General features: G+C 39.6%; 20 protein-coding genes. All 20 read right to left on the minus strand.

Features of this window, described 5'->3' with window-relative positions; translation table 11 throughout:
• The 20 genes from BUB86_RS00590 to BUB86_RS17420 all read right to left on the minus strand — a co-directional run bounded on the left by BUB86_RS00590 (nucleotide 1) and on the right by BUB86_RS17420 (nucleotide 21,914).
• Complete coding sequence (locus tag BUB86_RS00590; protein ID WP_073203715.1) at nucleotides 1–1,332, minus strand: hypothetical protein; 1,332 nt, start codon at nucleotides 1,330–1,332, stop codon at nucleotides 1–3.
• A gap of 13 nt (nucleotides 1,333–1,345) precedes the next feature.
• Nucleotides 1,346–2,386: a glycosyltransferase gene (locus BUB86_RS00595; RefSeq protein WP_073203718.1), complete on the minus strand. Its 1,041-nt coding sequence runs from the start codon at nucleotides 2,384–2,386 to the stop codon at nucleotides 1,346–1,348.
• A 74-nt stretch (nucleotides 2,387–2,460) separates the two neighbouring features.
• Nucleotides 2,461–3,801 carry a hypothetical protein gene (locus BUB86_RS00600; RefSeq protein WP_139261256.1) on the minus strand — a complete coding sequence of 447 codons (1,341 nt, stop codon included), beginning with the start codon at nucleotides 3,799–3,801 and terminating at the stop codon, nucleotides 2,461–2,463.
• A gap of 78 nt (nucleotides 3,802–3,879) precedes the next feature.
• Nucleotides 3,880–4,890 (minus strand): glycosyltransferase family 2 protein, encoded by a 1,011-nt coding sequence (locus BUB86_RS00605; RefSeq protein WP_073203726.1) that lies wholly within the window; start codon nucleotides 4,888–4,890, stop codon nucleotides 3,880–3,882.
• A gap of 5 nt (nucleotides 4,891–4,895) precedes the next feature.
• Nucleotides 4,896–6,308, minus strand: coding sequence for an O-unit flippase-like protein (gene wzx / locus BUB86_RS00610; RefSeq protein WP_081373006.1), 1,413 nt, complete (start codon nucleotides 6,306–6,308; stop codon nucleotides 4,896–4,898).
• A gap of 4 nt (nucleotides 6,309–6,312) precedes the next feature.
• Nucleotides 6,313–7,578 (minus strand): protoporphyrinogen/coproporphyrinogen oxidase, encoded by a 1,266-nt coding sequence (locus tag BUB86_RS00615; protein ID WP_073204069.1) that lies wholly within the window; start codon nucleotides 7,576–7,578, stop codon nucleotides 6,313–6,315.
• 5 nt (nucleotides 7,579–7,583) lie between these two features.
• Nucleotides 7,584–8,492, minus strand: coding sequence for an NAD-dependent epimerase/dehydratase family protein (locus tag BUB86_RS00620; protein WP_073203728.1), 909 nt, complete (start codon nucleotides 8,490–8,492; stop codon nucleotides 7,584–7,586).
• Between the two features lie 2 nt (nucleotides 8,493–8,494).
• Nucleotides 8,495–9,034, minus strand: a complete 540-nt coding sequence (locus tag BUB86_RS00625) for a dTDP-4-dehydrorhamnose 3,5-epimerase family protein (RefSeq protein ID WP_254795056.1) — start codon at nucleotides 9,032–9,034, stop codon at nucleotides 8,495–8,497.
• A gap of 54 nt (nucleotides 9,035–9,088) precedes the next feature.
• Nucleotides 9,089–10,006: an NAD-dependent epimerase/dehydratase family protein gene (locus BUB86_RS00630; protein ID WP_073203733.1), complete on the minus strand. Its 918-nt coding sequence runs from the start codon at nucleotides 10,004–10,006 to the stop codon at nucleotides 9,089–9,091.
• Nucleotides 10,003–11,085 carry a CDP-glucose 4,6-dehydratase gene (gene rfbG, locus BUB86_RS00635; RefSeq protein WP_073203736.1) on the minus strand — a complete coding sequence of 361 codons (1,083 nt, stop codon included), beginning with the start codon at nucleotides 11,083–11,085 and terminating at the stop codon, nucleotides 10,003–10,005. The genes BUB86_RS00630 and rfbG overlap by 4 nt, the downstream gene beginning before the upstream one ends.
• Nucleotides 11,086–11,117: 32 nt before the next feature.
• Complete coding sequence (gene rfbH, locus BUB86_RS00640) at nucleotides 11,118–12,464, minus strand: lipopolysaccharide biosynthesis protein RfbH (protein ID WP_073203738.1); 1,347 nt, start codon at nucleotides 12,462–12,464, stop codon at nucleotides 11,118–11,120.
• Nucleotides 12,465–12,475: 11 nt separating this feature from the next.
• A complete protein-coding gene (gene rfbF / locus BUB86_RS00645; RefSeq protein WP_073203742.1) occupies nucleotides 12,476–13,291 on the minus strand; it encodes a glucose-1-phosphate cytidylyltransferase in 816 nt (271 codons plus the stop codon).
• A gap of 20 nt (nucleotides 13,292–13,311) precedes the next feature.
• Nucleotides 13,312–14,355, minus strand: coding sequence for a mannose-1-phosphate guanylyltransferase (locus BUB86_RS00650; RefSeq protein ID WP_254795057.1), 1,044 nt, complete (start codon nucleotides 14,353–14,355; stop codon nucleotides 13,312–13,314).
• A gap of 168 nt (nucleotides 14,356–14,523) precedes the next feature.
• Nucleotides 14,524–15,702: a GDP-L-fucose synthase family protein gene (locus BUB86_RS00655; RefSeq protein WP_073203748.1), complete on the minus strand. Its 1,179-nt coding sequence runs from the start codon at nucleotides 15,700–15,702 to the stop codon at nucleotides 14,524–14,526.
• A 7-nt stretch (nucleotides 15,703–15,709) separates the two neighbouring features.
• Nucleotides 15,710–17,032: a type I phosphomannose isomerase catalytic subunit gene (locus BUB86_RS00660; protein WP_081373007.1), complete on the minus strand. Its 1,323-nt coding sequence runs from the start codon at nucleotides 17,030–17,032 to the stop codon at nucleotides 15,710–15,712.
• 14 nt (nucleotides 17,033–17,046) lie between these two features.
• Entirely contained in the window at nucleotides 17,047–18,150 is a 1,104-nt protein-coding gene (gmd, locus tag BUB86_RS00670) for a GDP-mannose 4,6-dehydratase (protein WP_073203751.1), read from the minus strand.
• 522 nt (nucleotides 18,151–18,672) lie between these two features.
• A complete protein-coding gene (locus tag BUB86_RS00675; RefSeq protein WP_073203753.1) occupies nucleotides 18,673–19,704 on the minus strand; it encodes a mannose-1-phosphate guanylyltransferase in 1,032 nt (343 codons plus the stop codon).
• Nucleotides 19,705–19,707: 3 nt separating this feature from the next.
• On the minus strand, nucleotides 19,708–20,499 hold the full coding sequence (locus BUB86_RS00680; RefSeq protein ID WP_081373008.1) for a hypothetical protein: 792 nt from the start codon (nucleotides 20,497–20,499) through the stop codon (nucleotides 19,708–19,710).
• Between the two features lie 366 nt (nucleotides 20,500–20,865).
• Entirely contained in the window at nucleotides 20,866–21,729 is an 864-nt protein-coding gene (locus BUB86_RS00685) for a FimB/Mfa2 family fimbrial subunit (protein ID WP_081373009.1), read from the minus strand.
• Between the two features lie 11 nt (nucleotides 21,730–21,740).
• Nucleotides 21,741–21,914: a hypothetical protein gene (locus BUB86_RS17420; protein ID WP_175549365.1), complete on the minus strand. Its 174-nt coding sequence runs from the start codon at nucleotides 21,912–21,914 to the stop codon at nucleotides 21,741–21,743.
• Nucleotides 21,915–21,954: the final 40 nt, after the last annotated feature.

Genomic DNA, 21,954 nt, shown 5'->3' on the forward strand with positions numbered 1-21,954 from the left:
TCAAGATAATTTTTCTTTTATTTTAGACCAATCAATTTTATAAACAATCATACGGTGTTTACCTGTATATGCTGTATCAATAACTAAATAATCATTATCATTACACAATTTTGGATGAAGGTCACAACTAGCAGGATTTTTACTAAGTCCAGCATTAAACTCGCCAATAATCATCCCTTTTTTTGTTACAGTATCAAAAACAATCAGTCTTTGCATATTATGACTATCTGGGTATGAGTCAGTTATCATATATCTTCCATCGTTTGTAAAAGAAGGATGTCCGTCGATATTAAAATATGGCTGATCCCATTTTTCCTTCAATCTAAACAATCCATCTTGTAAATCATAATACTGGTAATAAGATTTTCCTCCTTTAAGTTTCTGACGGACTGACACGGGTAATAAATTTTTAAACTTAACGGCATACGAGAAAACTATTGTTTTTAATGATTTTTTGTCACTCGTACTTTTACCTATGTTTTTATATGTACTTCCTAATTTATTGTTTTCAACAGTATACATTACAAACCCATCATCACCCTGCCAGCCAAAATGAGACCAATCAAATTTACCTTCATCAGTTATCACCTGTAAGTTTTTACCATCAATATCTGCAAGACACATTATCGTCTGATATTGGTAAGTATCAAACTCTGGAGAATATCGATGAAGAAAAACTATCTTTTTACCATCCCTGCTTATCATTATATGCTCTAACCAATGTTTTTGCTTGTCACTATTGGAATCGTTTTGGAGCTTTATAACATCTTGAATTGCTATTATTTTTTTTATTCTATTCTTTTCTAAATCGATTTCAAATATACCATCATCTTCGGCAACCCTTACGTTATATTTGGGATTTGCTACAGACTGATAGTGATATGCTCTACACCAATACGAACGTTCTAGGTTTAGCGAAATAGATTTCTTTCCATCAGGTGTAATTCCATAAATAGGCCAATTTAAATCTCGGCTTTCACCAGACACAACATCATGTATAGTTGATATTAATCGCCCATTCTTTGAGCAATTATATATTACTTTATTATGATTCCCTTCACCAAGCAGCCATTGCATCATTGCTCCTTGTTGCCAGTTAAAAGAATCGGACGTGCCTATATGATGCCATGTTCCATCTGTAATATCATAATAGCCCAACTCTATTTTCATCCCCTTTTTTATCTCAACACCATCAAAATCTGCCCTATTACACAACAGTTTAGTTTGGTCATAATTAAGAGTATCGTAGTTATAATATCCGAACCATTCACAATACTTGCCAGGAGTCTCAAAAATCTTAGAAATATAAGGAGAGAGTTTTATATCTTTCATAAACTAACATTTATTAATCTACTAACAATTGTCTAATAATATTAACTAAAGGTTTATAATTATTATCCCAATTATGGTAATCTTTAATGTAACAATATGCTTTTTCCACCTTCTCACTAACCTCCTTCTCGTTCTCTACTATTATCTTTGCACTCTCTGCCAAACTATTCCCATCAGAATATGTATAAAAACAATCTGGTATGTTCTTAAATGCCCAAAAATTATGTTTTTCTCCTATTAAAGGGCATCTATAAGCAAAACTATCAAGAGCCTTATTCAAAATACCAGCATGTTTGACATTTATAATAATTGAAGCATCTATTTGATTGTAAAACTCATTTAAATCGTCAACTTCTCCTATTCCTTCAACATTCGGATATTTTTTAAATATTTCCTTTTGTTTTTCAGACATTCCTCTACCACACATAACAAGTTTTAATTTTGGATTTGCCTTAACTGCGTCTTTCCACACATATTCAAGGAAACATTTACGTTCATAGGTAAGATCATTATTGGCATTCCACCATTCAGACAAAAAACCGAGTACAATGAAATTATCCTTTTCCCTTTGATTTTTCTTCTTGGCTGGAATAATAACTCCATTAGGAACAACAACGATCTTATCTGCATAATATTTTGTTAAAATGTTCTTCTCAAAATATGTCTTATCATAATATGAAACAAGCAAGATTTTTTCGTAACTTTTAAAAATCCTATGTTCCATATATAGATGAAGAAAGTACCGCAACAATTCCTTGTAACGTTCCTTAAATGGTACGACCCGTGATTTATTAACTAAATAGTGAAATTTTGAAATATTCGTTAAAGACTCAGCGTCAACCATCAATGAAAGTGAACATTTTGATTTATCTCTTTTATAAACATCATAAGATGCTAAAACACCATATGGAAGAATAACATCATATTCAAGGGCTTTGTTGATGTCACTTTCAACTTGAATATCAACGCCTTCGAGATTCTTCTGAATATTCTTAATAATCACCTTAATGCCAGTAGCCTTGACATCATGTGAATATATGCAAATTGTTTTCATATATGTATATTTAATTATATTTCTCGCTTTAAGCCTATTTTATTTATTAGTATAAGTCTAAGTTCCTTTTTAAGTCATATGATTTTATGTTCGATTCTCTTTGACTTATAATTATAGTTTAGTCTTATCAATAAATAAATAATAACGAATCTTGTAACATAAAGAGAAAATTCATTTTGACTCAATATCCATGAAATAGTTCCTTCTGATATAAATGAAAAAAACAGAAGAGTATATGAAACCAATAAGCCTACCCTTCCCTTTACACGATTCTCAGTAAATATTGCGATGAAAATAAGTATGGAAATCACTAAATAACAAAAGCCAAAACCACCCCATAATAATGGGTCTACAATGCCTGTTGTTCCATCTGAATTATACCTACCTTCCTGTTGCCCATGTAATACATATGTTCTATACCTTGCTGTACCACCTAATAAAAAAATGCCTGGTGAGTGATTAAAATCAAAAAGAGCTGTATGATTGAAATCGTTATAGTCTATTCTATATGCCATTCCAGTCATAAACATTCGATTAAAAGAACCAACTAATGGATTACCCCACTCTTCACTCGTTTCACTCTTCGATTGCATTTTTTGTGCTTCTATTAAACCCGAAAATGTCGCACTTGTCGCACCACGCATAGTACCCATAACGGCATATATAAATAAGGCTACTATCGTAAACGGTGCTAAATATATAACTAATTTTTTAAAGGTCGGTTTATAGTATAAAAATAAAAATAAACCAATTGGCATCATACCATATACAAGAAAAGATTTACTTATTCTCAAGAAAGCCTCGAATAGACACCATATTATGAATAAAACATACCATTGGCGCGGAATTCTTTTTTTATTTAAAATTCTATTTTCTATTATAAGCATAAAAAATAGAGGTGCAAACATCGTTCTATAGTCATGTAATATTCCAGATAGATGAAAGGGCAAAACAGTTGATTCTGCACCCATAACACTTACACCAAGTGCATAAGATATTATTGATAAAGCATATGACAATCTGAAAAAAAACCTTACCTGATTATCTTTAATTGAATATGTGTTAAACCATTTCGCATAACCGATGTTAAACCTTTCACGGAAAACATTTGAAATCAGGATCGAAAAAATCGCAACAAAATAAATCCTATTTCCAAACTCTGCGATTCGTTTTAAATCCAAATCTGTCCATATTGGTGGAACCATGTGGGAAAAGGACAAAAAAGAAGTTGACAAATAGCAATAAAGAAGTATTACTAAAGATGGTAGATGATCAATCCATCTTATTTTCAATAGATAAATGATAGACAGTATAGCTGATAATATGGATATGACAATATCAATACCCACTAAATCATAGTATATACTATTTAACACCAATGAAAAACTAATAAAAAATACAATAAAATTTATCATACAAATTTCATAGTTTTCTTATACGAACTCTATCGACAAGGTATGTCAGGCGAATAAACAGCAATAACCAACATACAACTATTTATAACGAGTTACGAGATTTTTACGATAGATATATAATAGTGCCAATTTTGGAATTAGAAACCGGAGGAGCTTTCCAATGTAATTTACTTTAGAAATTTTTTTGTTGTCTATATAAAGGAAATCTTTGTCGATTTTTTTTATACCATACCCTGCTACCAATCTTATATACAAGTTAACATACCATTTTGGATAATTCAACATTTTTCCTATAAAAGATTGAAAAGCGTAATTTAGAGCAATATATTTTTCTTTTGTTGTAATCTTTGAAGATTCATTTTGAGAAAAGCGATATAAAGTTAACTTTTTTGAATACAGGAAAAAATTATGCTTATAGGAAAGTTTTGCATGACATACATAATCCAATGAAGGAAAAAAATCTTGATTAAAACCGCCCTCTGCTATGAACATCTCTCTCTTATAAATAATACCAGTTGGCATTCCAGCTTGATGCCCATAAAAATTCAAAGAAAGCGTAGACTTGAATATTTTATCATTTTTATAATGTTTAAATTCTGGTTTACATTCTTTTTTCTCATTCCAAAAAAGAAAACCACTATTTACCACATCTGCGTTAAAATCATTTGCTACAGACACCATATCTTCTAAAAATGATGGTGATATCATATCATCGTCATGTAATAATGTGACCCATTTAGCTTGAGAAAGTGTGAATAATCTGTTCCAATTGCCAGCCATTCCCACATTCTCCTCATTTTTATAATATGAAATATTATGCGTATTAATATACTGGCTCACAACGTTCTCTGTCTCATCATTACGTTCAGGGTTATTATCTAAAATAATAATTTCATAAGGGAAATGACATTCTTGTTTAATCGCACTTTCAATGGTATCAATAATGGTTTTACTCCTTTTAAAAGTCGGGATTCCAATTGTAACTAATGCATCTTTAATTCTGTTTTCAAAAATACATAGAGTATCTATATGTTCAATTTTTTTAAAATTGTCGACATATCCAAACCAGTCTGTCTTATTATTAATCATAATTATTATATTAAATTATTTTTTCGTATTTTGCAAAATCCCATATATCCCATTCTAATGAAATCTATTGGTTTAATATTAAATTCATCTAATACATATTTTGGCCAACGCCAATTATTGTACAAAAGTTGTATAATGCCCTGAGCTAACACAACTCCAACAAGTCCTAAAGTCGTAAAACGCAATGATATAAACGTCAAAACACCGATAAAAAAACCAGACACCAAACCTGCAGCCACAAACGGAACTTTATTTGAAGTTACTATCACTGTTGAGAACATTGTATGATTACCCTCTAAAGCCATAACTATCAAATAGAGAACAGTAACAATCGTTGGAGGCAATTTTGTGTTAGATGATATTACATCCATAATCCATGGTAAGCAAATAACTATAGCAATGCCACCAATAATCATAATCATCCAAAAAATCAAAACTGTTATAGATAACTTTTTTGTTATTTCCTTAAAATTGTGAGCAACCTGAAGACTTGCTATCTGAGGTAAAAAAGAATTAAATAGTGATGTAGCCACAGCGCTCAACGCAGGAACTACTTGAGTCAAAATTCCAAAAGAGCCCACTACTGACAAAGGAAGGAATAAACCTATTAAAAACAAGTTTAATTTAAGGATTGCGAAAGTGCCGAGTTGATTTATGCCTAGTTTTTTTGCATTAAACCATATACTCGAAATTGCTTCCTTTTTTTCTTCAGACTTAATATCAGTTGGAAGAGATTTCCTTATTTCCTTTGTAAAAAATATAAAATGGCTATATACAAACAACACCAAAGGTGAAACCATATTAGCTATTACGATGGATATTAGTCCGAATCCTGAACTTATGAAAATAACACAAATAATTATATATGTAAGTTTAGAAAGTATAATAGAAACAGACGATTCAAATATTTTTCCACTTCCTGTCAATAGGCTTCTATAATATATAAAATATATATTAAGATAATTTGAGAGGGAAAACAACAACCATATCCATAAGGAGTTATCAACATCATCGAAACCATTTGTAACATAATCAATGTAGTATGTTCCAAATGTGAGCATTAGTATCAGTATAAGTATTGACAATCGTTTATAAATAAATTTAGCTGCTTCAATAACAGTTGCGAGTAACCGATAATTTGGTTCCAAGTTTGGTATTCCATGTAGTCCTTCCCGTTCTATATGTTTTGATCCACTTAACGCATATGTTATATTACGGCCGATTTGAGGGGCAAAGCCAAAATCCATCAAAGCTACCATTGAAGAAATAGTTAACATAAGATAGTATAATCCAATTTCTTCAGCATTTAGATAATGTAAAATTAAAGGAAGTACAAGAACGCCAGTGCACATATTAAAAAATATGGCAAAATAATTCCCAATAATATCTTTTTTTTCTATTTTAATTATATTGGACATAATACTACAAAATTCCTAACCCACTCATTAAACTTTGATCGCTCCACAAATAGTCCCACTCTCCAAAACGTCCGATTGTTTGAATACCATTTGATATGAGATAATCTCGTACTATTTTTCTTGCTTCATAGATAGGTTCCGTAAAAATAATATTTGCATGCTTTTCAAAACCTAGGTGGGTGAACAAAATATCTTCTTGTTTTATGATACCAATCTCAACAAGTTTGCCCACCGTTTTGTCTAACAATTCTTGCTCAGAATATTCATCCTCTTTACAATACACTTCCATCTGTAGACTGCTACAACCTTCTGGAGCATTATCAGGAGATTTTAACGATGGCGAATAAACACGTGAGGCAAGGTTATCTTCATCATATATATACCACCACAAATAAGGAGGGATATTCTTTGTCTTTAAAGCAATAGACACATGGTAGCCGCATGTTGCCTCCAACTTCGAAACGGCCTTCCCAACTTCATCCGGTACATAGTCTATCATCGAGACAATTTCTGGTAATGGTAACGACGAGATAAGTCTGTTGTATGAATATACTTGGCCGTCAGTAGTTCTAACTATCCGTTCTAAAGGATTAATATGTCTTACTTCAGACCTGTATCTTATATCTGCTTCTTCTGCCATGATGCTTAAGAAATGCTGGTATCCTCCTTTCTTTGGATACCTCATCTCTTTAGCATAATAAGTTATTCTTTCGTCCTCTGCTTTGCTACCAGCTATCACTTCATCCAATGATGGCTGGTATATTCTTTTTCCAGCCCATTCAGTCCTTAACTCGCTTGCCTCCTTCATCCAATACTTACGAGTATAGACCATAGGGAAATGTTCAGCGAAATAATTACCGAATTGCAACCGAAGCCAATCCTCATAGTTGTTTACCTTAGCCGTTGAAGCATCTGGGCGTCTCTTGAAGTCTTCTATAATAGCGTTTTTCTCGTCTTCATCAAGCACGTATAAATTATTCTGTGCAGGATGCTTTATCCATTTTCCCTTATAGATGTTTGATGGATTCGGTGCATGACGATATATACCCCCTTCCACTTTCGAGAATATGTCATTCACCTGCGCTATCTTAGAAAATGAAAGATGGATAAAACGGTCAAAGCGGAAGCCGTTTATCTCAAAACTTGAACACAGCCCTCCATAAGTATTATCTTTTTCTAAAATAACACTTTTTTCTCCTCTTTGCCATAAAGTATAAGAAGCGCCCAAACCAGCAATGCCGGCTCCCAATATAAGATTTCCTGTTTTAATCACTTTTATTGTCTGTTTCTCATCCAGGATATGGTCTCTTTAATACCTTCCTCAAATGATTTTGTTATATACTCACCTATATCTGACTTGGTGTCAGTCGCATCAAACATCTCTACTGTGTATTTGATACCATCGTCTGGTCGTTTTCCTATACCAATCCTTTCCGGGTAGCCCATTATCTCTCCAATGCATATCAAATAGTCTTTCAACAAGCGGGGCTTTCCTGATCCAATATAATAAGTATTTTGGGGTGTTTCGTTTTCTCCTAATCGTATAATAGCCTCAATAGTGTCATCGACACTTACAAAATCATAAGGTTGGTCAGCAGGTCCAAAACAAGGATTATTACCTTCAAACAGTTCACTCAGAGTATAGCTTACGAGATTACCTGTTAAGTTTCCCGGCCCATAAATATTGGATAATTGCATCCATACAAATGGTTGTCCAATGTTCTTACTATAGTTTTCCAACATCAGATGGGTGCAATGTTTTGCAATTCCATACATCATCCCACCGCTGGTCTTCTCCAAGAATGGTAGACTCTTAACCGACTGTTCTGCAATGGTTCCTGCACATAGGATTTTTTTACAGCCTATTTTATTACATACCGTCATGCAGATGGCAGCCATCTCAATATTCTTTATCTGCGCTACAGGGTTAGCTTTGACTGCACCGTTCACTCCTGCCCAGGCAAAATGATAAAACGCATCATAATCATCTGCCGGTATTTTAGCTGCTAAATCGTCCGCGTCCGTGATATAGGTTTCCACTTTAGTTATCAGACTTACGTCCGGTAAGTTGCATGGTTGGAAAGTCACATCTATTGCAACTACTTTTACATTTCTCTCAACCAGTTTTTTTATGAGAGTACTGCCAAGAAATCCATTGGCACCTGTTATTATTACACTTTTCATTTTCAAAATGGTGAAACAAAAGTGGCAAGTTTCTCAAATGTCAAATCTCTTCCGGAACGGATTGGATTCTCCACCCCCCAATTATATCCAATGGATGTGGCATCTATACCGCAGTCATTGTCTTTTGCATAGCAGGTTGTTTGGACATAGTTCACTATACTTCCATCCTCAAGCGAAACAAATCCATGTGCGAAGCCTTTGGGGATATAAAGATACTGCCCCTTTTGGTCATCCAACTCAATAGAGAAGCACTTACGGTATGTGGGGCTGTCTTTTCTAATATCAACAACCACATCATTAATGCGCCCCTTACTCACATAAACAACTTTCGTATGGTCAAAAGGCGGTGTTTGGAAATGCATTCCCCTTACTACATCCTTTTTATTCACGGAATAATATAACTCCTTGAAGTCGCAATCCAGACCATTCTCTTTGAAGAAATCAAAATTGAAAAGTTTCTGGAACCCTCCTCGGTTGTCTTGGAAGTTCACTGTCTGTAACACGAGCAATCCTTCAAATGGTGTCTTTATAATTTCCATCATGCCGCTATATTTATGCTGCCCGCAAATGCGACAGACGGATTAAACAATGCAAATTTACCCCCCCCCATTCTGGATGGCTACCATTTCTTTAAGTCTCATTCTTGTATCAAATTTTATCTCTTTCCTTATTATATTCTCCAGTTTCGCTACCGAACACCTCAAATCCATTATTTCGTTTTCACGGTATGGTAACGCTCCATAATTAACCTGAGATTCTGAATCAGTTGCTTTCCTGCAATCCTCAATAATGTCTTTAAGTGAAATGCTTTCTCCGCTACTCACGTTCACAATCTCGCCCACTGCCTTAGTGTAATGCTCCAGCAATTTACCAATAGCCCATGCAAAATCATCTGCATATATGAAGTCGCGTTTCTGTTCACATGGTGTCACATTAAGTGCCTCGCCCTTCTTTAAACTATCAATAACATAAGGGATGAATTTAGCTTTGCCTTGCAGCGGTCCAAACAAGTTGCCTGGTCTCACAACCATTATAGGAAATTTGTAGTTTCTATACAGCATCATAGCCGTATTAGTGGTGAGTTGCTTCACCAGCGCATACGGTGAATTAGGCTCTTCTCGCATTGTTTCGGCAAATGGCGAGCCATCATTCCCGTACTCTTCAGAGCTACCAAACTGGACAAACAGTTTCAGTCGTTTGTCATCCTTGAAGCGGTCATACAGATTAAGCAATACTTTTAGGTTGGACGCAATCATACTGTCGAACAGTCCCAAATCACGTTCTGCTGTGACAATAGATGCCAGATTGATGATATAATCCGGAGATTCCACGTCAGCAGAAATCTGCTCTTTGTCAAGTTCCATCAAGGTTTTCTTTACCTCAGGATACTGGGCAAAATATACATCATCAATGTATTTATCAAAAACACTGATAGTATACTTCCCTCTGAGATATCTCACCAGATTCTTTCCAATGAAACCACCACCACCAATTAAGAACAAACGCTCTTTCATCTTCTTATGAATTGTTGAATCTCACTGACGCACAGTCCATAAACATCTTCATCTCGGTACTTCTTATACCAGTCGGCAACCAATGTCATAGTCTGTTTGGAGTCAAGCGTCGGTTTCCATCCAAGACGGCTCTTTGCTTTCTCAATATTCAGCATCAGAAGATTGGCCTCATGCAGTGCGTTGGGGTCTGAAATATCCTTCAGTTCTCCTTTTCCGAAATTGTTTACAAGTTCAGTTGCTACCTCCCATACCGTTGAGATAGAATCAGCCTCTGGCCCGAAGTTCCAACCCTCGCAATACTCTGTGGGCTTCTCCCACATTTTCTGAGCCAGCAGCATATAACCGCTCAGCGGTTCCAGCACATGCTCCCACGGGCGCACTGCCTTCGGGCTGCGTATCTCAATGGGGTTTCCAGCCTCCAAAGCACGGATGCAGTCAGGAATAATGCGGTCTTTCGCCCAGTCGCCACCACCAATCACATTACCGGCACGTACACTGGCAAGACTTACGTGATGTTTCTTGCCATAATCCTCTGGATTAAAGAAACTCCTACGCCAGCTCTGGATAGCTATCTCACAAGCGCCCTTACTGCTACTATAGGGATCATAACCACCAAAGGGGTCATCCTCCTTATAGCCTCGCATCTGCTCCTTATTGTCATAGCACTTGTCGGTGGTTATCATCACACCAACTTTCACACTTTCCGTAGCACGGATAGCCTCCATAATGTTGATGGTTCCCATCACGTTGGTCTGGTAGGTCTCAACAGGGATTTCGTAACTGAGACGCACTAACGGTTGTGCGGCAAGGTGGAAGACAATCTCTGGTTGATACTGCTGGAAGATTTTCTTCATCTTCTTTCCGTCACGAATATCTGCACGGATGTCTGCCTTGATTTTCTTACCGATACCAGAAAGGACAAAGTTGTCTTTCTCGCTATAGGGTTCCAGACCTACACCCACCACCTCTGCACCTAACTCATGAAGCCAGATGCTGAGCCATGATCCTTTGAAACCAGTGTGGCCGGTTACAAGGACCTTCTTGCCTTTATAGAAATTATTGAAAACGTCAATGTTCATGCTCTTGAAACTTGAATCATGAAACCTGAAACTTATTTTGCATGTGAAATGCAAAACTCACGTATGCATTTAATCATCCATTGGTTCATCTCCTTGGTCATTCCTGGGAACACACCTATCCAGAAACCATTGGTCATCACGAAGTCGGTATTCTTCAGCTCACCTACAATACGGTAGCCCTCGCCTGTTGCTCGCATCTCATCGAAGCAAGGATGTTTAGTCAAATTACCAGCAAAGAGGTTACGGGTCTGAATCTTATTCTGTTCCAGATAACCAGTCAGTTCATTGCGGGTAAAGCCTGCATCTTCCTTCACGGCAATCAGGAATCCGAACCAAGAAGGATCGCTGTTTGCCTCAGCTACAGGAAGAATCAGTCCAGGGACATCTTTCAAACCATCATACAGCATCTGATAGTTAGCACGACGGGCGGCAACAATCTGATCCAGCTTATCCAACTGAGCGCAACCAACTGCTGCCTGCATATCAGTAATCTTCAGGTTGAAACCAAAGTGGCTGTACACATACTTGTGGTCGTAACCCTGAGGAAGTTCACCAAACTGGCCAGTGAAACGCATACGGCAGGTGTTATCCACACCAGAAGCGCACCAGCAGTCACGTCCCCAGTCACGGAATGAAAGGGTAATCTTGTTCAGTTCGGGGTCGTTGGTATAAACAGCACCACCTTCACCCATAGTCATGTGGTGAGGAGGATAGAAGCTGCTGGTACCAATATGGCCCCAGGTGCCAGTTTTCTTAGTTACGCCATCAATGGTATATTCAGAACCAAGAGCATCACAGTTGTCCTCAATCAGCCAAAGATTATGCTTCTCACAGAATGCAAGCACAGCCTTCAAATTGAAGGGATTGCCCAATGAATGAGCCATCATCACTGCCTTGGTTTTGGGGCTGTAGGCTTCCTCCAACTGGTTCACATCAATATCAAATCCAGGCAGAGCCACATCCACAAACACAGGGATAGCGCCATACTGGATGATAGGTGTAACAGTGGTGGGGAATCCTGCGGCTACAGTAATCACCTCATCACCTTTCTTGATTCTACGGTCACCCAACTTATGAGAGGTCAGCGTATAGAATGCCAGAAGGTTGGCACTGGAACCAGAGTTGGTAACTGCACAGAACTTCACTCCCAACCAATCAGCCAAACGACGCTCAAACTTGTGCGTCCAAGGACCTTGCGTCAGCCAGAAATCGAGGGATGAATCCACAAGGTTTACCATTTCTTCATCATTGAAGAAACGACCACCATAGTGAACAAATGACTTACCCGGTTCAAACTCCTTTTTCTGGGCATGAACTTCTTTATAATACTCACGTGTCAGCTCTAAAATTTGAGCTTTCAATTCTTCTTTTCTTGCCATATCTATTTTTCTTAATATTTACTATAATCAGGTACGTTAGGTATTACTCTATCCCACTTCTTCCATGGTGCTTTGTTTTCCTTAAGCAAATTCTCCAGTAAAGCCTTTTCACGGATATTATCCATGCACTGCCAGAAACCTTCATGAATATAGGACATCAGTTCTCCCTTTTTAGCCAAGGTTTCCAAAGGCTTGCGTTCAAATACGCAACTATCACCGTCTAATAAATCAAAGATTGCAGGTTCAAGTACCATATATCCCGCATTGATGGGCGCACCGTCGTTGGCGTTCTTTTCACGAAATGCTTTAACCGCATTATCTCCACCAATATCTAGAACGCCCTTTTCCTGAGCCATCTTCACAGCCGTTAAAGTTGCTATCTTGCCATGTCTCTTATGGAACTCAAGGAGTTTATTGATGTCCACATCGCAAACACCATCGCCATAGGTCATGAAGAAAGCCTCATTGCCAACGTATTCCTGAATACGCTTGATACGACCACCGGTCATAGTATTGTAACCTGTATCGACCACTGTAACCTTCCAAGGCTCCAAATGACTGTGATGGACTGTCATTTCGTTTTTTCCGTCTCGGAAATCAAAGCTGATATCAGAGTTGTGAATAAAGTAATTAGCAAACCACTCCTTGATATATTCTTGTTTATAGCCCGCACAGATGATAAACTCATTGTGCCCATAGTGAGCATATTCTTTCATAATATGCCACAGGATGGGCATACCACCGATTTCAATCATCGGTTTGGGTTTAAAAACGGATTCTTCCGAAATACGGGAACCGAAACCACCGGCTAAAAGTACTACTTTCATATATAAGTTGTAATTAATAATTAATCAGAAGAAAAATCTCTTATTCTTTGTTCTTCGCTACGTTTGCAAAGAAGTATTTGACCATTCTTCTCACTGAAGATGTAGCCATCAAGCCCCTGAAGGACCACTTTCTTTGCATCTTCAGCATGAACAACGCAATTGCTACATTCATAGAGTTTGATATTGCCTACTACACCATTATTATTAGCATCTTTAGTAAGCTTATCGTGAAGTGATGCCCAATTGCCAAGGTCACTCCAACCAAAATCGGCAGGATGAGTATAAACCAAACCTTCCCTGGATGCCGGCTCCATAACAGCATAGTCGATAGAAATCTTTTCGCACTGTGGGAAAACTTCGTTGAGTTGAGAGTTGAAAGTTGAAAGTTGAGAGTCAATGGGAAGTTCCGATGACACGATTTCATCCATCTGAGATGCAATCAGTGGTTTATATTTCTTTATGCAGTCAGTAATGGTATCAATATTCCATACGAAAATGCCTGCATTCCATAGATAATTGCCGGCTTTTAGGTATTTTTCTGCCGTTTCGTGATCTGGTTTTTCCTTGAAAGCTTCCACATCACAGATTTCACCTTCAACAGCATCTTTGGCTTCAACGTAGCCATATCCTGTTTCGGGTCGTGAGGGCTTAATGCCGATGGTTACAATAGCATTCTTTCTTTCGGTAAATGCAAGCGCATTCTTTATCACCCTGCGGAACTCTTCTGGATTCATTACCACAGCATCAGCTGGTGTTACCACCACATTAGCAGTAGGATCTTCCTTCTTGATGCTCCAGCAAGCCCAGGCTATGCAAGGAGCGGTATTGCGAGCAGCGGGTTCTGCAAGAATATGCTCAGCAGGTATGTCGGGCAACTGCTGCTTTACAATATCTACATACTTGGCATTGGTTACAACCCAGAAGTTTTGCATTGGACAAATGCCTTTAAAGCGGTCAACTGTTAGTTGTATCAAAGTACGTCCACAGCCCAATATATCAATGAACTGCTTCGGATATTCAGGAGTGCTCAGTGGCCAGAAACGACTACCAACTCCACCGGCCATAATTACTATGTGGTTATTGCTCATTATATTTTGCAATTCTATTATTTATAAAAGCGGGGCAAGATTATCAAGTTATTGAACCTTTTGTCTTATGAGAGACCCTGACAAGAGCCTGCCCCTTTCATAACGATTTTTTATATAGTGTCTCGCGACATCTCTTAATTGTTTTTAGCTCGCACCCTCCAAACTTTGTTTGTACCATTCGAAAAGCTTTGCCACACCGTCTTCGATTTCCACCTTATGCGTCCAACCCAGAGAGTGCAACTTGGATACATCAATCAGTTTGCGCATAGTACCATCAGGCTTGCTGGCATCAAAGGCTACTTCACCATCAAAGCCTACGGCCTTGACAACGAGCTGGGAGAGCTCACGGATGGTGAGTTCCTTGCCGGTGCCCACGTTGATGTGGCAGTTGCGGATCTCGCCCAGGCTGGGAATGGCCCCTCCACGACCTGCGCTATGGTTTCTATCCACTGCGCCATCCGTACTAGCTCCATAATGTACAGAACTGTATTTCTCAATGCCAATGACATCTTTGAAATCAACATTCAGTAGCACATGAACAGATGCATCAGCCATATCTTCACTCCACAGGAATTCACGAAGCGGTGTTCCTGTACCCCAGAGGGTTACCTTATTGTCCTCAATACCGTACTTTGTAAGTACCTTTAGTATGTCTTCCTTAGATGCATCGCCATTAACGCCTTCTACTGGTCGTTTATTCAGGTCGATAGCAATTTTATCCCAGGCACTATCATGGATGAGCTTTGCCAGATACACCTTGCGCATCATAGCAGGCATCACATGACTGTTCTCCAGATGGAAGTTATCATTGGGGCCGTATAGGTTGGTGGGCATCACGGCAATGTAGTTGGTGCCGTACTGCAGGTTGTAACTCTCACACATCTTCAGGCCTGCTATCTTAGCAATGGCATACTCCTCGTTGGTGTACTCCAGCGGGCTGGTCAAGAGGCAGTCCTCCTTCATAGGCTGGGGTGCATTCTTGGGATAGATGCAGGTGCTGCCCAGGAAGAGCAGTTTCTTCACGCCATGGGCGTAGGATTCACTGATCACGTTGCACTGAATCTTCATATTCATCATGATGAAGTCTGCACGATACAGTGAATTTGCCATAATGCCACCCACAAAGGCAGCGGCCAGCACCACTGCATCGGGCAGCTCCTCATCAAAGAACTTCTTGACAGCATACTGGTCTGTCAAGTCCAGCTCCTTGTGGCTGCGGCCAACAAGGTTGGTGTAACCACGCTGCAGCAGGTTGTTCCAAATAGCAGAACCAACAAGGCCGTTGTGGCCTGCTACATATATTTTAGATGATTTGTCCAACATATAAATATTAATTTGAAAAAAGATGGAAGAAGTCCTTTACGGTTTTTCCAATAGACTTCTTGTTGTTAATGAATGCCTCCATGATCTTTGCAGAGCCATGGGCAGGAATTAGTTCATAATCAGCAATTGCTGCTGGTATGAGACAAGATGACTCGGCAGGCACAAGCACTTCATCCCCTGTGGCACGCACTCGGATGGTGAACGGTTCCCCAATATTCATAATGATAATGAAAGAGTCGTATTTTATCATATTCCTATGAAAGGGCTCATTGGTCTCCACTATCTTGATGCTGAAAAATGGGGTATTCAGAACTTCATTGGCTTCGCCAATATTCTCTTCATGCTGTGTCTTATATTCCGGATAGACAGTATAGTCGATAGCCTTTGCCGCCAGTTCGGTATGCAACTCTCGTGGTTTGCCATCAAGTCCTGGACGGTTATAGTCAAAGATGCGATAGGTGACATCAGATGACTGCTGTATCTCTGCCAATTTAATACCTCCGCAGATGGCGTGAACACGACCAGAAGGGAGATAGAACACATCTCCTTTGTGTACCTCATGCTTTGCGAGGACATCTGTTATGGTGCCATTAGCGACTCGCTCTTTATACTGCTCCGGCGTAATCTGTTCTTTAAACCCTGCATAGAGGTATGCTCCAGGTTCAGCATCAAGGATATACCACATTTCAGATTTGCCATACTTGTTATGCTCACGCTTGGCCATCTCATCATTAGGATGTACCTGTATGGAAAGATCCTGATGGGCATCAATGATTTTTGCCAGAAGCGGCAACTGGTTATTGTATTTGAGTGCAGTCTGCCGTCCAAGGATTTCTTCTGGTCTGCGTGATATGACCTCCGTCAGGTTGTAACGCGCCCACGTACCATTTTCTACCTCTGACTCAGAATTAGGTACACCTGAGACAGTCCAGTCTTCTGTTCCCCATACCAGCGTCTTGCGATTCTGCTTGAAGAGCATAGGATAAAGTTTGTTGCGACTGGCCTCTATAACGCATCCGATTGTCATGATACGACTATTCGTAAGAGCTAGCATTTCGTGACTAGTGCATTTCTCTACATATACAAAGGTATCCCTATTACAAATAGTCTTTTTACCATCAAGATAAACCTCCAACTCACCATCAAGGACATAGAAACTCTCTTGCATATCTGGATGCACATGGGCAGCAGCAATCTCACCTGCTTTAAGTTCTGTTACTGCTATCTGTGTGAGAGAGCAACCGGACTCATTGCTGGATAGAAGAACTCGCTTCTGTCCAACTCCATGTGAAGTAGTGACAGGAGTTATGTCAGCAAGATGGCGTATCACGTTTTAAAGTTTTTTTACTTAACAATACCTTTTTCTAAGTACTCGGCAAGGTTAGTGCGAACCTTGGCAGCAGCTCCCTCAGCGGCTACCTTAGCTATATCATGTTCAACCATAATCTTCACTAAGTCCTCAAAGCTGGTCTTGTTAGGATTCCAGCCCAACTTAGCTTTAGCCTTAGTAGGATCACCCCAGAGGTTGACTACATCGGTAGGACGATAGAAGTCCTCACTAACAGCGACAACAGTCTTACCAATCAGGTTTTCTGGGCCTTTAACTACAATACCCTTTTCGTTGATGCCTTCGCCCTCGAACTTCAATTCAATACCTGCATGTTTGAAAGCAAGTTCCGTGAACTCACGGACAGAGTGCTGAACGCCTGTAGCGATTACGAAGTCCTCAGGTTTGTCCTGCTGAAGGATAAGCCACATGCATTCCACATAATCTTTGGCATAGCCCCAGTCACGCAGAGATTCCATGTTACCAAGGTACAGACAATCTTGTACTCCCTGAGAGATACGCGCTGCAGCAAGGGTAATCTTACGAGTTACAAATGTTTCACCACGACGCTCTGATTCGTGGTTGAACAAGATACCTGAGCAGCAATACATATTGTAAGCCTCACGATACTCCTTGACAATCCAGAAACCATACTGTTTGGCTACAGCGTAAGGGCTATAAGGGTGGAAGGGGGTGTTCTCGTTCTGAGGAACCTCTTCTACCTTGCCATAAAGTTCAGATGTTGATGCCTGATAAATACGGCAGGTCTTCTCCAAGTGGCAGGCACGAACTGCCTCCAAAATACGCAGGACTCCAGTGGCATCGACATCAGCCGTGAATTCAGGTGAGTCAAAGCTGACCTGTACATGGCTCTGTGCTGCCAAATTGTATATCTCATCAGGCTGTACCTTATCCACCACCTGTACCAGGCCCATGGAGTCACCCATGTCACCATAGTGCAAATGGAAGTGTGGTTGACCTTCGAGATGAGCTATGCGCTCACGGAAATCTACTGACGAACGACGGATGATTCCGTGTACATCATATCCTTTTTCTAACAAGAACTCGGCCAGATAACTACCATCCTGACCAGTAACACCAGTAATTAATGCTGTTTTCATTATTCTAATTTCTATTTTATTTCTTCATTCGTATATGCATCCTCCTTGTAAGAAATGCTCTTTTAAAGGGGAAATTACAAAACTCTTATTTTTGATTTGTATCACACTGTGAAATAATTGGGTTGATTATCCTTTTAGTTAAATAGTCTTTCAATATGTTTATTTTTGTTTTCTAGTTAAACAACGGTCTTTTCAACTTCTCTCGGATTTTATCAAAACTGACCGAACCCTGATTTTTCTCGATTTTCTCTCATTTTCCTCTCAAACACCCCTTCAGTCACCTCAACCAGCCTTCTCAAAATTAACATTTCTTCACTCTCAAGGGATAAGAAATCTTAACGCTCTTGCGTATTTGCTAGAAAAGTAGTACTTTTGTATAGAAATGAGCTGGAAAGGCTCAATTTCCCGGATGTCTGATGAATGTCTGATGAAACAGGAAATGGTGGTTTCGTTTTACGTTGTGTATCAGGCTGTTATGCGGAAGTTCACATTAGCTGGGAAAACTGTTATCTATTATTTCTTTTATTCTGCTGAAAATTCTCTGATACGTTGTTCTTCACTACGTTTGCAAATAAGTATCTGCCCATTCTTCTCGCTCATGATGTAGCCATCAAGCCCCTGAAGAACCACTTTTTTTGCATCTTCTGCATGAACAACACAGTTAGTGCATTCGTATAATTTTATGTTGCCTACTACGCCATTGTTGTTATCATCTTTCTGCAGTTTGTCATGCAAAGAAGCCCAGTTACCTAAATCACTCCAACCAAAATCTGCAGGATGGGTATAAACCAGATTATCTGCACTAGCAGGTTCCATTACAGCAAAGTCTATAGATATCTTCTCGCACTGAGGGAAGATTGTTGCCACATCGCCTGTTATAGCAATCTTATCCATATCTGTAGCTATATTGGGCTTGTATTTAGTAATACAATCAGTGATAGTATCTATGTTCCAAACAAAGATGCCTGCGTTCCATAGATAATTGCCGGCCTTTAAGTATTTCTCTGCCGTTTCATGGTCTGGTTTCTCTTTGAAAGCTTCCACACCACAGATTTCACCTTCTACAGCATCTTTGGCTTCAACGTAGCCATAACCTGTCTCCGGTCGTGAGGGTTTAATGCCAATGGTTACAATGGCATTCTTATTATCCGTAAATGTAAGTGCATTGCTAATTACCCTGCGGAATTCCTCTGGGTTCATCACTACTGCATCGGCAGGTGTAACCACCACATTGGCAGTGGGGTCTTCTTTCTTGATACTCCAGCAAGCCCATGCTATGCAAGGTGCTGTGTTACGAGCAGCAGGTTCCGCAAGGATATGTTCTGCAGGTATTTCAGGTAGCTGCTGCTTTACAATATCTACATACTTGGCATTGGTGACTACCCAAAAGTTCTGCATAGGGCATATGCCTTTAAAGCGGTCAACTGTTAGTTGTATTAAAGTACGTCCACAGCCCAATATATCAATGAACTGTTTAGGATATTCCGGGGTGCTCAGCGGCCAGAAACGGCTGCCTACTCCACCAGCCATTATTACTATGTGGTTATTTCTCATTGTTTATGCAATTTGTATCATATAATTAAACACATAACTTTCACCTTCGCGTAGACTATGATCATATTTTCGTTCTAATATATCCCCGTTGAAATCATAATGGTCAGCTATACCACACCATGGTTCAATACACACAAAGGGACAACCAGGTTTATTGGGTGCCCAAAGACCAAAAGTTTCCGCCTGAGGACAAATAACGCGCAAGACCTCTCTTTGCTCTTTATCTAACAATGCGACTATCGCTACTTGACTATCTTCAATCAGAAGTGCATCTTTTGAAAATGTTTCACTCTTTATTGGGCATATAGTCTGCCTATTGGGTAATACTTTAGGATCTCCATAAGTATGACGTAATCCATCCTCTAAATAAGAAGTAATAATTGGCGACACACCATTACCCTCTGCATCGTAGAACTTGAAATATCCATGAACCTCATCATGAGGATTATAATCTGGCAAATTAAATGCAGGATGAGCCCCAATCTGAAAATGCATTTCCTCATTACCCAGATTCTTTACGATCCAAGAGCACAAAACTGAATTGTCAATTGTCCCATAAAGGACTTTAAGGTCGAACGAATAAGGATAATTGAGAGGACTTCCATTTTGATACATCTTAAAAAACACTGGGCCATTAGGGGTCTGCATATCAATGTTGCCTCCCAGTAAAGACGGTTTGAACCCTTCTCTTAAGAACTCAGTATCTCTGGCAAAGCCATGCTGCTTCATGGTGTACTCCCGTCCATTAATGCGAAGAGTGTCATTAGCAAGTCTTCCTACAATAGGGAATAGTATAGGTGCCCTGCGTCCCCATTACTTCGGGTCACCACTCCATAGATACTCCCTGCCATCTCTCTGGATGCTTACAAGTTCAGCACCTTTATCTATTACCGTAAATTGAATATCCTTCATTGTGTTTAAAAAGTGGGGCAAGATTATCAGGTTATTGAACCTTTTTCTTTTTATGAGAGACCCTGATAAGAGCCCGCCCCATTCATCGATTCTTTATATACTGCCTCATGACATTATTTCATAGCAGACCCCACAAGTCCATTGTGGCCTGCTACGTATATCTTACTTTGTTTGTCTAACATGATTCATATTTTTCTATTTTCGGTTAATCCCGCACAGATTAACTGAAAATGTATGTTTTGTAAAAAACTAGAAATTCACCTCTTGTTCGCCATCCCAGTCGGTGTTGATGCCGATGATGATAGTGATGGATGAACCGGATGAACCTGAGAAGAAAGACCCGCTGAACTTGGTGATCTGGCGAGGTTTCATGGGGATATCGAACTCGCGAGAGCAAACCAGCTTGTTGTCTGATGCATAGGCCTCGGCCTTCAGGTGGATGGACTCTGCATCTTCGGGCAGGAAGGTGTACAGGTCGAAAACGGCTGAATCGCTCCCCGCCTCCACCGCGAAGGTCATCTCCTGTTTGGTGGTGGTCTTTACGCCCAATCCCGTAGCGGCATCAAATGAGCCTGAACCTCCACTATACTCAAATCGCATCTTGCTGATGTTCTGCGGAATAGTATCGTTAAACTGCACGCGACAGAGCGACACATTGCGACTCAGCTTGGCATCTACCGTCACCGCATCGTCGCTCACCACCACATAGTTATTACTATAAAAGGTGTCGCTAAAGCCTGTGGCCTTGGTAAACTGTATCTTGTTACTCTTGGTAGATGTAGGGTTACCCTGACTGCTCTGGGCCACTACCACCACCTGATACTTGCCAGGCGACAACTGGAAGTCGGCCGTTCCAAAGCCTTTTTGATCGGATGTCTGATTGTCGTAAGCCACGCGATTGCCGAGCGAATCGTACACCAGAAAGTTCAGTCGGGTGCAGACATCCTCTAGAGTGGCGCGGGTGGCGAATGCCGGAAAATCCACCTGCTCGATGGTGGCGATTCTCACCTCTAAGTTACCCTCTACCCCCACATCGGGGATCATGGGTTTCTCGCACGAGCACATTGCCATTAGCAGAACTAATGCAACGATGGTTAAGGTTTTAGATTTCATGGTTTCCGACTTTAGCCTACTGTATAGACAAATACCACGGCAATAGCCATGATGATAGCTACAATGATCAAGCTGATCTTGAGAATCTTCTCAAGCAGTTTCCTACGTTTTATGGCAGCCAGGCTTTTCTGTTTGAACTCGCTGGCGCCATCCTTATGATGATGATGATGATGATGTTCAGACATAAAAAATATTATTTATACGTCATTTTTATTTTATTCTGTC

It is taken from the genome of Xylanibacter ruminicola, assembly GCF_900142525.1.
Taxonomy (GTDB): Bacteria; Bacteroidota; Bacteroidia; order Bacteroidales; family Bacteroidaceae; genus Prevotella; species Prevotella ruminicola_A.